Source organism: Pseudomonas sp. 8(2025) (assembly GCF_052665325.1).
The window spans coordinates 611,007-625,590 of the sequence record NZ_JBQOIE010000003.1 but is presented as its reverse complement, the minus strand read 5'-3'; the positions used below and the strand labels follow the sequence as shown (position 1 = coordinate 625,590).

Here is a 14,584-nt window from a genome sequence, read left to right as displayed (position 1 = left end):
CATCGCCGATGGTAGTGTGGGGTTTCCCCATGTGAGAGTAGGTCATCGTCAAGATTAAATTCCGAAACCCCAACTGCGCATGCAGTTGGGGTTTTGTTTTTGCGCGACATAAAAGCCCGGCGCTTTCTCTGTCACTGTTTGCTCGACCTGGCTGCCACTGCCCGGTGACAGTGCTAAGGTTCCGCCCTAGCTTTTTGCATTCTCCAAGGAAGCCTTTATGCCGGACGCCTCGTCCCTCAACCCTGGTTTCATGGTGGTTCACGGTAACCGCCTGGACGAGTTGCGCAGCCTGGTGGTCAGCTGGATGCGGCGTTATCCCCTGGCGCCCCTGGAAAATGAAATTGCCCTGGTACAGAGCAACGGTATCGCCCAATGGCTGAAACTGGCCCTGGCCGAAGACCCCGAAGTGGATGACGGCGGTGGCTGCGGTATTGCCGCTGCCATTGATGTGCAATTGCCGGGCAGTTTCATGTGGCAGTTGTACCGCCTGGTCCTGGGGCGAGACGAAATCCCGCCCAAATCCCTGCTGGATAAAGCTCCCCTGACCTGGCGGCTGATGCGCCTGTTGCCGGAGTTGATCGATGAGCCGCATTTCGAACCCCTGCAACGCTTCCTGACCCACGACAGTGACCTGCGCAAGCGCTATCAATTGGCCGAGCGTTTGGCCGATCTGTTCGACCAATACCAGGTATATCGAGCCGACTGGCTGGAGGATTGGGCCGCCGGCCGCCACCAACTGCGCAATGGTCGTGGTGAAACCAAGGCCCTGACGCCTGCCAACTGCTGGCAGGCCGAGCTATGGCGCGCGCTGCTGTTGGATGTCGGCACCGAGGGGATGGCCCAGAGTCGCGCAGGCGTTCACCAGCGCTTTATCGAGCGAATCAACCAACTGGAGGTGGCGCCCAGGGGCTTGCCGTCCCGAGTGATCGTTTTCGGTATCTCTTCGCTGCCGGCCCAGGCCCTGGAGGCACTAGCCGGGTTGGCCCGCTTCAGTCAGGTGCTGCTGTGTGTGCACAACCCTTGTCGCCATCACTGGGCCGATATCGTTGCCGACAAGGACCTGCTGCGCCACCAATACAAACGCCAGGCGCGCAAGGCCGGCATGCCTCAGGCCCTGGATCCGCAAACCCTGCACCAGCACGCCCACCCGCTGCTGGCCGCCTGGGGCAAGCAAGGCCGTGACTACATCAACCTGCTGGACAGCTATGACGATCCCAACAGCTATCGCAGCGCTTTTCGCGATGGCCGGATCGATCTGTTCAGTGACAGCCAGCCGGCCAGCATGCTCCAGCAATTGCAGGACGACATTCTCGAGCTGCGCCCGCTGAACGAAACACGTGAGTTGTGGCCGCAGGTCGATATCCAGTACGACCAATCGATCCGTTTTCACATTGCCCACAGCGCCCAGCGAGAAGTGGAAATCCTTCACGACCAGCTCCTGGCGCGCTTCAGTGCAGAGCCCGACCTGCGGCCCCGGGATGTGATCGTCATGGTCCCGGATATCGACAGCTACGCCCCGCATATCCGCGCCGTGTTCGGCCAGCTGGAGCGGGATGACCGGCGCTTCATTCCCTTTACCCTCACTGACCAGGGCCAGCGTGGCCGTGACCCGCTGCTGATCGCCGTCGAACATCTATTGAAGCTGCCGGACAGTCGTTTTCCGGTCAGTGAAATTCTCGACCTGCTGGACGTTCCAGCCCTGCGTGCGCGTTTTGGCGTCGACGAAGCCGACCTGCCGACCCTGCACCGCTGGATTGAAGGTGCCGGCATCCGTTGGGGAATGAATGCCGAGCAGCGCGCAGAACTGGGGCTGCCCCCGGAACTGGAGCAGAACAGTTGGCGTTTCGGCCTGCGGCGCATGCTCCTGGGTTATGCCGTCGGCCGCTCCGACGCCTGTGACGGTATCGAACCTTATGACGAGATCGGTGGCCTGGATGCGGCGCTGATCGGTCCCCTGGTCGCCCTTCTTGACGCCCTGCAGATCGCCTACCAGCAACTCACCCAGCCGGCGGTTCCGGTGGAGTGGGGCGAGCGCCTGCACAACCTGCTGGAACAGTTCTTTCTTGCCAGCAACGAGCACGATGATTACCTGCTGGGACAGCTCGACGACCTGCGGGAGAACTGGCTGGAAACCTGCGAGTCTGTGGGCCTGCAAGATCAGTTGCCGCTGACGGTGGTCCGCGAAGCCTGGCTGGCCGGCCTGGATCAGGGGCGCCTGTCCCAGCGTTTCCTCGCCGGAGCGGTGAACTTCTGCACCCTGATGCCGATGCGCGCCATTCCCTTCAAGCTGGTGTGCCTGCTGGGCATGAACGATGGCGATTACCCCAGGGCGCAGCCGCCTCTGGACTTCGACCTGATGGGTAGCGACTACCGCCCCGGCGACCGATCACGGCGCGAAGACGACCGTTACCTGCTGCTTGAAGCCCTGCTCTCGGCTCGTGACCAACTTTATGTCAGTTGGGTTGGCCGCAGCATTCGCGACAACAGCGAGCGCCCGGCCTCGGTCCTGATCGGCCAGTTGCGCGATCACCTGGCCAGCGGCTGGCGGCTGCCCGATGAGCAGGACTCCCTGCTGGAGGCCCTGACCCAGGAGCATCCCCTGCAACCCTTCAGTGCCCGCTATTTCCACGACAGCGACACGCTGTTCAGCTACGCCCGGGAGTGGCAAGTGCTGCATCAGGTCCGAGAGGAACTGGGCGCAGTCGAACGCCTGGAACCCTATGTCCAGGACGAGCCCCTGAGCCTTGCCCAGTTGCAGGATTTCCTGCGCAACCCGGTGCGGCATTTCTTCAGCCAAAGGCTCAAGGTGTTCTTTGAAGCCATGGAAGCACCGCTGGCCGATGAAGAGCCCTTCGTGCTCGATGCCCTGCAGCGCTACAGCCTCAGCGACAGCCTGCTGGAAGCGGCGCTGGGCGACGCAGCGCAGCCCGAGCAAGCCTTGCAGGCCCAGGCCCAGAGGCTGCAAGCCAGTGGCCTGTTGCCCATGGCCGGTTTTGGCGAATGCCTGCAGCGCGAACTGCTGGAGCCCCTGCCGGACCTGTTGCAGCGTTATCGGCAACTGCTCGACCTGTGGCCGACCCCGGTAACCAGTGCGCTGCCGGTGAGCCTGGAACTGCAAGGCGTGCGCCTGGAAGGTTGGCTCAGCAGCCTGCACCAGCGAGCTGATGGCGGGTTGTTGGCTGTGAGCGCCATCCCCAACGGCATCGGCTCGACCAAGACCCGTAAATGGCATCGGCTGATCAAGCCTTGGGTCAATCATCTGCTGGCCTGCGCCAGTGGTTACTCCTTGACCACCGCGCTGGTGGCCAGCGATGACAGCCTGTTGTTGCCGTCGCTGGAGCAGGAGGTGGCCCGGCAGATTCTCGGCAACCTGTTGCAGGCCTGGCAGGCCGGCATGCGCCAGCCGCTGCCGGTGGCGATCAAGACCGCCTTCGCCTGGCTGGGCCAGAGCGACCCGGACAAAGCCGCGGCCGCTGCACGCAAGACCTACGATGGCGACGGCCAGAACAGCGAGGGCGAACGCCGGCAAAGCCCGGCCCTGGCCCGCCAATTCGCCGACTACAACGCACTGATCGCCGATGAAACCTTCAGCGGTTGGGCCGAGACCCTTTATCGACCCCTGTTGAATGCTCCCTGGCGTTCGGCGCTCGGCGAGGAGGCAGGCGCATGACTGCACAAGCTCCCCTGGCCCTGGCATTTCCTCTGCGCGGCAGCCAGTTGATCGAGGCCAGTGCCGGTACCGGCAAGACTTTCACCATCTCCGCGCTCTACTTGCGCCTGGTGCTGGGCCATGGCGGCGAGGCGGCGGGTTTCGGGCGTGAATTGCTGCCGCCGCAGATACTGGTGGTGACCTTTACCGATGCCGCCACCAAGGAATTGCGCGAGCGCATTCGCACGCGCCTGGCAGAAGCCGCGCGCTTCTTTCGCGATGAAACCAGCGCCCCCGATGGCCTGATCGTCGAGTTGCGTGAGCAATACCCCGTCGAGCAGTGGGCCGCCTGTGCCAATCGCCTGGACATCGCCGCGCAATGGATGGATGAGGCCGCGGTCTCGACCATCCACAGTTGGTGCCAGCGCATGTTGCGCGAACATGCGTTCGACAGCGGCAGCCTGTTCACCCAGACCCTGGAAACCGACCACAGCGACTTGCTGGGCCAGGTTCTGCGCGATTACTGGCGGCTGTTCTGCTACCCGATGCAGGGTGATGCCCTGAACTGGGTGCGCAGCCATTGGGTCGGGCCGGCCGAACTCATGCCCCGAGTGCGGGCAATGTTCGGCAACGAGCGTCGGGACCCACCCGAACAGACGCCGAGCGAGTTGATCGAAGCCTGCCTGCAAGAACGTCGTGAAGCCCTGGTGCAGATCAAGGCGCCCTGGCGCGAGTGGGCCGCGCAACTGCGGGAGATCTGCCTGCAAGGCGTGGCCAGCAAGAGCGTCGACGGGCGCAAGATGCAGGCCCGGTTCTTCGAGCCCTGGTTCGAAAAGATCAGTGCCTGGGCCGAGGACGAATCCGTCGAGCAACTGGACATCGGCACCGGCTTCACCCGCCTGACCCCCGAAGGCATGAGCGAGGCCTGGAAAGGCGCGGCCCCCGATCACCCCGGGCTCGACGCCATGGCCGGGCTCAAGGCCAGCCTCGATGCCTTGCCCAGCCCGGATGCGGCGGTCCTGCAACACGCCGCGCAATGGGTGGGGGCACGTTTCGAAGAGGAGAAGCGGCGGCGCGCCGAGATGGGCTTCGACGACATGCTGCTGCGCCTGGACAGCGCCCTGCAGAGCGATGGCGGCGAGCGCCTGGCGACCCTGATCCGCGAGCAGTTCCCGGTGGCCCTGATCGACGAATTCCAGGACACCGACCCGGTGCAGTACCGGATCTTCGAAAGCATCTACCGGATCGAGGCCAACGACCCCGAGACCGGCCTGTTCCTGATCGGCGATCCCAAGCAGGCGATCTACGCCTTCCGTGGCGCCGATATCTACACCTACCTGCGGGCACGCCAGGCCACCAGCGGGCGCCTGCACACCCTGGGCACCAACTTCCGCTCCAGCCAGGCCATGGTCAGCGCGGTCAACCATGTGTTCCTGCAAGCCGAACAGCGGCCGCAGGGACAGGGAGCCTTCCTGTTTCGCGAAGCGGATGGCGAGAACCCGGTGCCATTCCTGGCGGTGGCCGCCCAGGGGCGCAAGGAGCAACTGCTGGTCGACGGCCAGCCGGTGCCGGCACTTAACTTCTGGCAATTGCCTTCGGAACAGCCGCTGTCCGGGGCCCAGTATCGCCAGCATCAGGCGGCGGCTTGCGCCACTGCGATTGTCGGCCTGCTCAATGGCGGCCAGCAGGGGCGCAGTGGGTTTGTCCGTGAGCAGCAAGCGCTGAAAGGCTTGCTGCCGGCGGATATCGCGATCCTGGTGCGCGATGGCAAGGAGGCCCAGGCCGTGCGCGGCGAGCTGGCCGCCCGCGGGGTGCGCAGTGTGTACCTGTCGGACAAGGACTCGGTGTTCGCCGCCCAGGAAGCCCGGGATGTGCTGGTGTGGCTCAAGGCTTGCGCCGAGCCGGACGTGGAGCGGCCGCTGCGCGCGGCCCTGGCGTCCCTGACCCTGAACCTGCCGCTGCTGGAGCTGGAGCGGCTCAACCAGGATGAACTGGCCTGGGAAGCGCGGGTCATGCAGTTCCGTGGCTACCGGGCGATCTGGCGCAGCCAGGGCGTGCTGCCGATGTTGCGGCGCCTGCTGCATGACTTCCAGCTGCCCCAGGCGCTGATGGCCCGCAGTGATGGCGAGCGGGTGCTGACCAACCTTCTGCACTTGTCCGAGCTGCTGCAACAAAGCGCCGCCGAACTCGACGGAGAGCAGGCCCTGATCCGCCATCTGGCCGAGCACCTGGCGCTGTCCGGGCAGGCGGGGGAGGAGCAGATCCTGCGCCTGGAAAGCGATGAGCAACTGGTCAAGGTGGTGACCATCCACAAGTCCAAGGGCCTGGAATACCCCTTGGTGTTCCTGCCCTTCATCTGTTCCACCAAGCCGGTGGATGGCAGCCGCTTGCCGCTGCATTACCACGATGCTGCCGGCAAGCCCCAGGTCAGCCTGCGGCCCACCCCGGAGCTGATTGCCCTGGCCGATGAAGAGCGCCTGGCGGAAGACCTGCGGCTGCTCTATGTGGCCCTGACCCGGGCCCAGCATGCCTGCTGGCTGGGGGTGGCCGATCTCAAGCGGGGCAATCACAGCAGCTCGGTATTGCACCTTTCGGCCCTGGGTTACCTGCTGGGCGGCGGCGATGTCCTGGGCGAATCCAGCGCCTTGTTGCGCTGGCTGCTGGACCTGCAGCAGGGCTGCGCTGCGATTGGCGTGTCCGAGCTGCCCGTCGTCGATGACCAGCGCTATCAGCCACCGCGCAACGAGGCCACCCTGCTGGCGCCGCTGACGCCCAGCCGCCGCGCCGCGGAAAACTGGTGGATTGCCTCCTACAGTGCCTTGCGCATCAGCGACATCCTGGGGGCGGGCAGCACCGAGGCGCCGGAAAACCCCCAGGCGCAGAAACTCTTCGACGACGAACGCCTGGACCCCGAAGCTCCGCGGGAAACCCTGGCCAGCGGCGGCGATATCCACCGCTTCCCCCGCGGCCCGAACCCCGGGACCTTCCTTCATGGCCTGCTGGAGTGGGCCGGGGAGGAGGGTTTTGCCGCTGCCCCCGAGGCGATCGAGGACGCCGTGGGCCGGCGCTGCAATCGCCGCGGCTGGCAAGGCTGGATCCCGACCCTGAGCGACTGGCTGCAGCACCTGCTGCAAGCGCCCTTGCCCCTGGGCGAGGGCCAGGCACCGGTGGTGCTCGGGCAGTTGACCCAGTACCGGGTCGAGATGGAGTTCTGGTTCGCCAGCCACAAGGTCGATGTGCTCAAGCTCGATGAGCGGGTACGCCAGCAAACCCATCAGGGCGCGCCCCGAGTTACTGCCGAGTCGGTATTGCTCAACGGCATGTTCAAGGGCTTTATCGACCTGACCTTCGAACACCAGGGCCGCTATTACGTGGCCGACTACAAATCCAACTGGCTGGGCGCGGACGACGCGGCCTACACCGAGCAGGCCATGGAACAATCGATTCTCGACAACCGTTACGACCTGCAATACGTGTTGTACCTGCTGGCCCTGCACCGGCAATTGAAGGCCCGGCTGGCGGACTACGACTACGATCGCCATGTGGGCGGCGCCTTGTACCTGTTCCTGCGGGGCACCCGTGCCGCCAGCCAGGGGGCCTACTTCGCCCGGCCGCCTCGACAGTTGATCGAGCAACTGGACCGCATGTTCCAGGGCCAGCCCGAGCCACCCAAGGCCGAGCCCGCCTGGGAGCAGGGAGTGTTGCTATGACCCAGGACCTGTTCGATGCACTGGACCAGGCGCCGCAACCGGCCTTCGACCTGGCGCCCCTGAGCCGCGCCGACGACTTGCTGCTGTTGCTTGAGCGCTGGGTCGAGCGCGGCTGGCTGCGTTCCCTGGACCGGGCCTTTGTCGGCTTCCTGCATGAGCTGGACCCGGGCTGTGATCCGCTGGTACTGATGGCCGCGGCCCTGACCAGCCATCAGCTGGGGCACGGGCATGTCTGCCTGGACCTGTTCGAAACCCTCAAGGAGCCGGACTTCGCCCTGTCGCTGCCGCCCGAAGGCGACGCACAAAACGGCGCACCGGCGCTGCCGTCCCAGGTGTTGATGGGGCTTGAAGGGGCGCACTGGTGCAAGGTCCTGGCCGGCAGCCGCCTGGTGGCCCTGGCGGCGGATCATGCCGAGTCTTCCCGGCAGCGGCCGCTGGTGCTGTCCGGCAAGCGCCTGTACCTGCGCCGCTACTGGGCCTATGAGCGGCGTATCGACAACGCCTTGCGCCAGCGCCTGGCCTTGGCCGAGGCCACCCCGGAAAACCTCGCGGCGCGCCTCGACGGGCTGTTCGGCCCGGCCAAGGCGGCGGGGCCCGTCGACTGGCAGAAACTCGCCTGTGCCCTGGCCACCCGGGGCGCCTTCAGCATCATCACCGGCGGCCCCGGCACCGGCAAGACCACCACCGTGGTGCGCCTGCTGGCCTTGCTCCAGGGCCCGGCGGTGGAAGCACGCAAGCCGCTGCGCATTCGCCTGGCGGCGCCTACCGGCAAGGCCGCGGCGCGCCTGACCGAGTCCATCAGCTTGCAGGTGCGTTCCCTGGCGGTGCCCGATGAGGTGCGGGAAATGATCCCCAGCGAGGTGACCACCGTGCACCGCTTGCTGGGCAATCGCCCGGGCACCCGGCATTTCCGCCATCACGCCGGCAACCGCTTGCCCCTGGATGTCCTGGTGGTGGACGAAGCCTCGATGATCGACCTGGAAATGATGGCCAACCTGCTGGACGCCTTGCCCATTCATGCACGCCTGGTGTTGCTGGGGGATAAGGATCAACTGGCCTCGGTGGAAGCCGGCGCCGTGCTCGGCGACCTGTGCCGTGACGCCGAGGCCGGTTGGTACAACCCGCAGACCCGGGCCTGGCTGGAGGCGGTCAGTGGCGAGCACCTGGGAGCCAGCGGCCTGCAGGAAGACAGCGCCCACCAGCATCCCCTGGCGCAGCAGGTGGTGATGCTGCGCCATTCCCGGCGTTTCGGCGAAGGCAGCGGCATCGGCCAGCTGGCGCGTTGGGTCAACCAGCAGCAGGCCGATGAAGCCCGGCGCCTGCTGGCGGCTCGCAGCCATGCCGACCTGTATGGCCTGAGCCTCAAGGGCGAGCAGGATCGGGCCCTGGAGCGGCTGCTGCTGGAGGGCCATGGCGAGGGGCCGCAAGGCTACCGCCACTACCTGAATGTACTGCGCAGCCAGCGCCCGCCGCCGGGTACGCCTCTGGAGGATCGGCGCTGGACCGACTGGGCGCGCCATGTTCTGCAGGCCTTTGATCGCTTCCAATTGCTGTGCGCGGTGCGCAAGGGCCCCTGGGGTGTCGAAGGCCTGAACCTGCGGATCACCCAGGCGCTGTTCAAGGCCCGGCTGATCGACAGCGACCAGCAATGGTACGAGGGCCGCCCGGTGCTGATGACCCGCAACGATTACGGCCTGGGCCTGATGAACGGTGATATCGGCATCGCCCTGAAACTGCCGGAGCAGGAAGGCTCGGAGGCGGGGCGTCAGGTGCTGCGCGTCGCCTTTCCGCGCAACGATGGCCAGGGCGGGGTGCGGTTGGTGCTGCCAAGCCGGCTCAATGACGTGGAAACCGTTTACGCCATGACGGTGCATAAGTCCCAGGGCTCGGAGTTCGCCCACACCGCGTTGATCCTGCCCGACGCTTTGAACCCGGTGCTGACCAAGGAGCTGATCTACACCGGTATCACCCGGGCCAAGGACTGGTTCAGCCTGATCGAGCCCCGTGCCGGAGTGTTCGAAGAGGCTGTTCGGCGCAAGGTCAAGCGTCTGAGCGGGTTGATGCTGGAGTTGGACTGACGCCCATGTTTCCGGCTTTTCTCAGGCATCGTGCTCGGGCGCTGGTCTCGCTGCATTTTCCCGGGCTGTGCTATCGTTGCGGCATCATTTCCGTGAAAATCAAAGAGAATCCCTGCATGGACGTGGCTGTCTTGAGGACAGAGCGCATTTTGGGGTGGAGACAGTGTGTGCTGTCGACCATTCTCTGCCTGTTCAGCCTGTTGGCCATCGCGCAGTCGGAGCCACCGGCGTCCGCGAGCCTGGCCGAGCAACGGGCCAAGGCTGTAACCCAAGTGGTGCTGGGCATTCTCAGCTACGCTCGCTGGCCCGTGGAGCCTGCGCAACTGCGTCTGTGCGTGGTTGGCCCCACCGAATACACCGATGACCTGCTCAAGGGCGCGACCCAGGCCACCGGCCGCCCGGTGCTGGTGCGGCGTCTGCTGGCCAACAACCCGTCGTTGGCCAGTGAGTGCGATTCGGTCTATGTCGGCAAATTGTCCAATGATGAGCGTACCCGCCTGTTCAACTCGCTGATCGGGCAACCGGTGCTGAGCATCAGCGAGGGGGGCGACCAGTGCACCGTGGGCAGCCTGTTCTGCCTGCGGGTCGGCGACAGCCAGGTGTCGTTCGAGGTCAACCTGGATTCCGTGGCGCGCAGTGGGGTGAAGATTCATCCCAGCGTGCTGCAGCTTTCCCGTCGTCGTCCGGCGGCCCCATGAAACTGTTCAAGCCCAACGCCCGCCCTACACTGCGGTCGGTCATCGGTCGCGGCCACCTGATCGTCGCTCTGCTGGCGATCTCCATGGCCAGCCTGTCCCTGACCTTTCTCGGGGTGTTGGCCCTGCGCGTGTACGCCGATCACAACCTGCACCTGATCGCCCGCTCCATCAGCTACACCGTGGAAGCTGCAGTGGTGTTCAACGACAGTGTGGTGGCCACCGAGGCCCTGGCCCTGATCGCCTCCACCGAAGAGGTGGCCGACGCCAAGGTGTATGACAGCCAGGGCCAGTTGCTGGCCAGCTGGCAGCGCCCGGAAAGCGGCTTTCTGACCAATCTGGAAATGCACGTCGCCAGCGCCTTTCTGGAAAAGCCCATCAGCCTGCCGATCCTGCACCAGGGGCGGGAAATCGGCACCATCAATGTCACCGGCCATGGCGGCAGCCTGTTGCGGTTTCTCCTCAGTGGCCTGGTGGGCATCGTGCTGTGCATCGCCCTCAGCGCCTGGTTGGCGCTGTACCTGGCGCGCCGCCAGCTGCGGGGCATCACCGGGCCGTTGCGCAGCCTCGCCGATGTGGCGCACGCGGCCCGGCGCGAACGGGCCTTCGATCAGCGGGTGCCGCCTGCGGAAATCGCCGAACTGGACAACCTGGGCAACGACTTCAACGCCCTGCTCGATGAGCTGGAGGCCTGGCAGACCCATCTGCAAAGCGAGAATGAAACCCTGGCCCACCAGGCCAGCCACGACAGCCTGACCGGCCTGCCCAACCGGGCGTTCTTCGAAGGCCGGCTGATCCGTGCCCTGCGCAGCGCCAACAAGCTCAACGAGCGCATGGCGGTGCTGTTTCTCGACAGCGACCGGTTCAAGGAGATCAACGATAACTTCGGCCACGCCGCTGGCGATGCGGTGCTGGTGGCTGTGGCCACGCGGATTCGCGCGCAGTTGCGCGAGGACGACCTGGTGGCGCGCCTGGGCGGGGACGAATTTGCCGTGCTGCTGACCCCGCTGCACCGGGTCGAGGATGCCCAGCGCATCGCCGACAAGATCATCAGCAGCATGGAAGTACCGATTCAACTGCCCGGCAGCCTGTCGATCCTGACATCGCTGAGTATCGGTATTGCCGTGTACCCGGATCATGGCGCGACACCGGGCAGTCTGTTGAATGCCGCCGACGCGGCCATGTACCAAGCCAAGCGCGGTTCGCGAGGCGGGCAACACACAGTGGGGGCGGAGCCCCCTATCGTTCAGGTTCAAAACAGGAGCTAATTCCCTTGTTCTCGATGACGCAACGTTCGGTTCGACTGTTCAGCACTCTGGTGTTCATGGCCCTGCTGGCCCTGGCCGGCTGTCAGAGCGTGCCGCCCAAAGGTCTGACCCCGAAACAGATCGCGGTACTGAAACAGGAGGGCTTCGAACTGACGGATGAAGGCTGGGCCTTTGGCCTGTCGGGCAAGGTGCTGTTTGGCAGCGATGTGGAAACCCTGAACCAGGCCAGTACCGAGATCGTCCAGCGCATCGGCAAGGCGCTGCTCAGCGTCGATATCCAGAAGGTCCGGGTCGACGGTCACACCGACGCGTCGGGCAAGGAGGCCTACAACGTGCAACTGTCCGTGCGCCGGGCCAAGAGCGTGGTCAAGGTGTTGACCCAGGTTGGCATGCGTGAAGAAAACATCCAGCTGCGCGGCCTGGGCAGCAGCGAGCCGGTGGCCTCCAACAGCACCGTGGCCGGGCGTACCGAGAACCGTCGGGTGTCGATCGTGGTGATCGCCGACTGATCGACGACCTGCCGGGTTGCGGCTGCAGCCTTGCGGCCGCTAAGGGTCAGGGGGCGGCGAAGCGCATGCTGCGACTCTCGCCCATGAGCAGCGGCCGATTCTGCTCGGTCACCTCGCGGATGTAATCCCATAACAGGGTGATCCGCTTCAACTTCCTGAGATCCTCCCGGCAGTACATCCAGAATTGCCGGGTCAGGTTGATTTCCTTGGGCAGCACTGGCAGCAGGCGCGGGTCCTGGGCCGCCAGGAAGCACGGCAGGATCGCCAGCGAGCGGCCCTGCTGCGCTGCCACGTACTGGGCAATCACGCTGGTGCTGCGCAGGTTGGCGCTGGCCCCGGGCACCACATTGGCCAGGTACAGCAGCTCGGAACTGAAGGCCAGGTCATCCACATAACTGATGAATTGATGCTCGCCCAGGTCGCCGGGGCGGCGGATCGGCGGGTGGCGGTCGAGGTATTCCTGGGTGGCGTACAGCTGCAGGCGGTAGTCGCACAGCTTGCAGCACACATAGGGGCCGTGCTCCGGGCGTTCCAGGGCGATGACGATATCCGCCTCGCGCTTGGACAGGCTGATGAAGTGCGGCAGCGGCAGGATATCCACCGAGATTGCCGGGTAGGCGTCGAGGAAGTGGCTGAGTTGCGGGGTGATGAAGAAGGTGCCGAAGCCCTCGGTGCAGCCCATGCGCACATGGCCGGACAACGCTACTCCGGAGCCCGAGACCTGCTCGCACGCCATGTGCAGGGTGCTTTCGATGGACTCCGCATAACCCAGCAGGCGCTGGCCCTCGGCGGTGAGGACAAAGCCGTTGGTGCGGGACTTTTCGAACAGCAAGGTGCCCAGGGCGGTTTCCAGGGACCCGATGCGCCGCGATACCGTGGTGTAGTCCACCGCCAGACGCTTGGCCGCGCTGCTGGCCTTGCGAGTGCGCGCCACTTCGAGGAAAAACTTCAGGTCGTCCCAGTTCAGGGTGCTTAGCGAAGTGATGTTTTTTTGCATGATGGACCGGATTTTATGTGCGTTCTTATTAGAAGTTTGCACATCTATACTCCAAAAACCGTCCGATACCAACTCGCGACAGGCCTTCTTTCAAGGCGCTTGCCCGCCTTGGTTTCCCTGCATAAGAACTCAAGAAGTCAGGAGACCCCATGAACGCATCCCTCAAGCCCGACGGCACCACCCTGCAACAGGTCAAACTGCTGATCGACGGTGAATGGGTCCAGTCCCAGAGCCAGGAATGGCACGACATCGTCAACCCGGCGACCCAGGAAGTGCTGGCCAAGGTGCCCTTTGCCACTGCCGCTGAAGTCGACGCCGCGATCGCCGCTGCCCAGCGCGCCTTCCAGACCTGGAAACTGACCCCGATCGGCGCGCGGATGCGCATCATGCTCAAGCTCCAGGCCCTGATCCGCGAGCACTCCAAACGCATTGCCGTGGTCCTCAGCGCCGAGCAGGGCAAGACCATCGCCGACGCCGAGGGCGACATCTTCCGCGGCCTGGAAGTGGTGGAGCATGCCTGCTCCATCGGCACCCTGCAGATGGGCGAATTCGCCGAAAACGTCGCCGGCGGCGTGGACACTTACACCCTGCGCCAGCCGATCGGCGTGTGCGCCGGGATCACCCCGTTCAATTTCCCGGCAATGATTCCGCTGTGGATGTTCCCGATGGCCGTCGCCTGCGGCAACACCTTCGTCCTCAAGCCTTCCGAGCAGGACCCGCTGTCCACCATGCTGCTGGTGGAGCTGGCGGTGGAAGCCGGGGTGCCGGCCGGTGTGCTCAACGTGGTGCACGGCGGCAAGGACGTGGTGGATGCGCTGTGCACCCACAAGGACATCAAGGCGGTGTCCTTCGTCGGTTCGACTGCGGTCGGCACCCACGTCTATGACCTGGCGGGCAAGCACGGCAAGCGCGTGCAATCGATGATGGGCGCGAAGAACCACGCCGTGGTGCTGCCCGACGCCAACCGCGAACAGACCCTCAATGCCCTGGTGGGCGCCGGCTTCGGCGCGGCCGGCCAGCGTTGCATGGCCACCTCGGTGGTGGTGCTGGTGGGGGCGGCGAAACAATGGTTGCCGGACCTCAAGGCCCTGGCGCAGAAACTCAAGGTCAACGCCGGCAGCGAGCCGGGCACCGATGTCGGCCCGGTGGTCTCCAAGCGTGCCAAGGCGCGGATTCTGGAGCTGATCGAAAGCGGCGTGAAAGAAGGTGCCAAGCTGGAGCTCGATGGCCGCGACATCAAGGTTCCGGGCTACGAGCAGGGCAACTTCATCGGCCCGACCCTGTTCTCCGGGGTGACCACCGACATGCAGATCTACACCCAGGAAATCTTCGGCCCGGTGCTGGTGGTGCTGGAGGTGGATACCCTGGACCAGGCCATCGCCCTGGTCAACGCCAACCCCTTCGGCAACGGCACCGGCCTGTTCACCCAGAGCGGTGCGGCGGCGCGCAAGTTCCAGAGCGAAATCGACGTCGGCCAGGTGGGCATCAACATCCCCATTCCGGTGCCGGTTCCATTCTTCAGCTTTACCGGCTCCCGCGGTTCCAAGCTCGGCGACCTGGGCCCCTACGGCAAGCAAGTGGTGCAGTTCTACACTCAGACCAAAACCGTCACCAGCCGCTGGTTCGACGATGACAGCGTCAATGACGGTGTGAACACCACCATCAGCCTGCGTTGAGG

Annotated in this window: 8 protein-coding genes; 7 read left to right on the top strand and 1 reads right to left on the bottom strand. The window is 65.0% G+C overall.

The features are described from left to right. Nucleotides 1-217 precede the first annotated feature (217 nt). From recC to ACUXVH_RS09700, 6 genes are all read left to right on the top strand, one after another. A complete protein-coding gene (gene recC / locus ACUXVH_RS09725; protein WP_065364679.1) occupies nucleotides 218-3,670 on the top strand; it encodes an exodeoxyribonuclease V subunit gamma in 3,453 nt (1,150 codons plus the stop codon). Then, entirely contained in the window at nucleotides 3,667-7,359 is a 3,693-nt protein-coding gene (recB, locus tag ACUXVH_RS09720) for an exodeoxyribonuclease V subunit beta (RefSeq protein WP_065364678.1), read from the top strand. Before recC ends, recB begins: the two co-directional genes overlap by 4 nt. Beyond that, on the top strand, nucleotides 7,356-9,437 hold the full coding sequence (recD, locus tag ACUXVH_RS09715; protein WP_065364677.1) for an exodeoxyribonuclease V subunit alpha: 2,082 nt from the start codon (nucleotides 7,356-7,358) through the stop codon (nucleotides 9,435-9,437). The genes recB and recD overlap by 4 nt, the downstream gene beginning before the upstream one ends. A 116-nt stretch (nucleotides 9,438-9,553) precedes the next feature. Beyond that, the gene (locus ACUXVH_RS09710; RefSeq protein ID WP_026020227.1) at nucleotides 9,554-10,135 is read left to right on the top strand and encodes a YfiR family protein; all 582 of its coding nucleotides are present in this window, start codon (nucleotides 9,554-9,556) and stop codon (nucleotides 10,133-10,135) included. Next, on the top strand, nucleotides 10,132-11,400 hold the full coding sequence (locus ACUXVH_RS09705) for a diguanylate cyclase domain-containing protein (RefSeq protein WP_011059108.1): 1,269 nt from the start codon (nucleotides 10,132-10,134) through the stop codon (nucleotides 11,398-11,400). Before ACUXVH_RS09710 ends, ACUXVH_RS09705 begins: the two co-directional genes overlap by 4 nt. A 14-nt stretch (nucleotides 11,401-11,414) precedes the next feature. Continuing rightward, nucleotides 11,415-11,909 carry an OmpA family protein gene (locus ACUXVH_RS09700; protein ID WP_015634043.1) on the top strand — a complete coding sequence of 165 codons (495 nt, stop codon included), beginning with the start codon at nucleotides 11,415-11,417 and terminating at the stop codon, nucleotides 11,907-11,909. A gap of 46 nt (nucleotides 11,910-11,955) precedes the next feature. Here the strand turns inward: ACUXVH_RS09700 and ACUXVH_RS09695 are convergent, their stop codons facing one another. Next, nucleotides 11,956-12,906 carry a LysR family transcriptional regulator gene (locus ACUXVH_RS09695; protein ID WP_011059110.1) on the bottom strand — a complete coding sequence of 317 codons (951 nt, stop codon included), beginning with the start codon at nucleotides 12,904-12,906 and terminating at the stop codon, nucleotides 11,956-11,958. A 149-nt stretch (nucleotides 12,907-13,055) separates the two neighbouring features. Between ACUXVH_RS09695 and ACUXVH_RS09690 the strand changes: the two genes are divergently transcribed. Further along, a complete protein-coding gene (locus tag ACUXVH_RS09690) occupies nucleotides 13,056-14,582 on the top strand; it encodes a CoA-acylating methylmalonate-semialdehyde dehydrogenase (protein ID WP_065364676.1) in 1,527 nt (508 codons plus the stop codon). Nucleotides 14,583-14,584: the final 2 nt, after the last annotated feature.